1 protein-coding gene is annotated in these 2209 nt (G+C 62.1%); it reads left to right on the forward strand.

The window, feature by feature from the left end; genetic code table 11:
* Positions 1–252: 252 nt before the first annotated feature.
* On the forward strand, positions 253–2209 hold a 1957-nt coding region (locus Q0116_RS03735), incomplete at its 3' end, for a cation-translocating P-type ATPase (protein ID WP_297885636.1).

Raw genomic sequence — 2209 nt, forward strand, 5'->3', positions numbered from 1 at the left:
GATAGCGATAGCCACATAAACGCGACATTCATACGTTACTATGACTAACTGTCTCTTTACAATTCCACTGTTCCTATATTCATAAACTATGTACTGTGATGTCCGCTTGAGTCTGCGTGCTATCCGACTGGGGAAACGGGTCACGTCCGTCGCAAAATGAGCGATAAGTGTTCCTTGTGTGGTCGATCGATTCAGTCATCCGCTTTTGAGGCTCCTGGTGAGCAGGCGTTCTGTTCGAGCGGGTGTCACGACGTGTACACGACACTCGGAGCGACCGGTTCCCATGACGACACCCAAGCCGCATCTGAGAGCGAGAGGATACAGGAAGAGGATGTGCTGCCCGATTCGGACGGTTCGCAGACGTTTCTCCGGATCGACGGGATGTACTCCGCGACGTGTGAAGCGTATCTCGAGTCGCTCGCCGAAACCCAATCGGGAGTCATCTCCGCCGAGGCAAGTTATGTTACCGAGACGATCCGAATCGACCACGATCCGGCTACCGTTTCGAAGGAGACACTGCGTGACGCGTTGAGTACACTCGGGTACACAGCATACCTCCGTGACGACGCCTCGACAGAGGCGGATACAGCCGGCGGAACGACGCGCCGGTCGCGGGAGATGGGTGGCATTCGAAAGCGGCGAGACGATCAACTTCTGGGCATGCGGTACTCCGTTGGCTTCCTTTTCGGCGCGTTCCTGTTGGTCCCGTACGTCGCGATTCTGTATCCCGCGCAACTCGCGTCAATATTCGACTGGCAAGCGCTCGCGATATTCGAGGGCGCGTTCCGGCTGGACAGTCAGGGCGCGTTCGTGTTCCTCCGACTCTACTTCGTGATGACCGGGATCATCCTCGTCTTCACCGGGCTTCCGGTGTTGCGGGGTGCGTACATCAGTCTGAAAATGCGTCGGCCGAACACCGACCTATTGGTCGCGATCACCGCGGTGAGCGCGTATTTGTACAGTACGGCCGCCGTCATCCTCGGACAGAATGATATCTTCTACGACCTCGCGATCGTCGTGACGGCTGCGGTCACCGCGATGGTGTTCTACGAGTCGTCGATCAAACAGCGCGCACTCGACCGGCTCACCGAGCTCACGATATCGCAGGTCGAGCAGGCGCGGACGTACGACTCAGACGGAACCACTCAGGACGTTCGCGTCGAGGACCTCGAGGCGGGTGACGTCGTCCTCGTTCGACAGGGGGAACGCGTGCCGGTCGACGGTGAACTCGTCGAAGACAGCTGTACCGTCGACGAAGCGATCGTGACCGGTGAGTCGCTTCCGGTGGTGAAACGCGCCGGCGACGACGTGATCGGGGGGTCGATCGTCACGGACGGCGCTGCGTTGGTCCGCGTCGGCCCGGACGTGACGAGTAGTATCGACCGGATAACGACCGCCGTCTGGGACTTACAGAGCGCGACGCATGGGGTCCAGCGGCACGCCGATCAACTCGCGTCGTACGCCGTGTTCCTCGTCGTCGGAGCCGCCGTCACGGTCGGCAGCGTCGGGGCGCTCGCATTCGGGATGGCCCCGCCCGACGCTGCCCTGCTCGCGCTGTTGGTCCTCCTCGCCGGCTCGCCGTGGGCGCTCGGACTCGCGACGCCGTTGTCGGTCGCGAAGAGCCTCTCCAGTGCGCTCCGGCGCGGGATCATCATCTTCGACGAAACGGTCTTTGAACGGCTCCGCGACGTCGACATCGTCGTTTTCGATAAGACGGGAACGCTCACGACCGGAGAGATGGAGGTGATCGAAGCGGACGCGCCCCCCGAGTTGCTCGACGCCGTCGCCGAACTCGAACAATGGGCGTCACACCCCGCCGCGAACGCAATTGTGACGGCCTTCGCCGACAAGGACGGGGGCGACGACACGGAGGATCAGTTGGACTCGGCAGACGACGCGGTCGGAACGGAAGGCGTCGGTCAGATACGGGAGTTCACGAACCACCGGTCCGGTATCGAAGGCGTGATCGGCGACACGTCGTATCTCGTTGGGAACCTCGATCTGTTCGCGGAACAGGGGTGGACGGTCGACGACGACATCCGGTCGCGGATCGCCGACGCTCGGGGATTCGGTCAGTTGCCGGTCGTGATCGGTCGTGATGGGGCGGCAGAGGGGCTGATAGTCGTCGGCGACGAGCCGCGGGACGGCTGGGACGACACCGTCTCTCGGCTCGGGGAACGAGGCACGGAGGTCGTCGTCCTGACCGGCG

Source organism: uncultured Halorubrum sp., assembly GCF_937146585.1.
GTDB lineage: Archaea > Halobacteriota > Halobacteria > Halobacteriales > Haloferacaceae > Halorubrum > Halorubrum miltondacostae.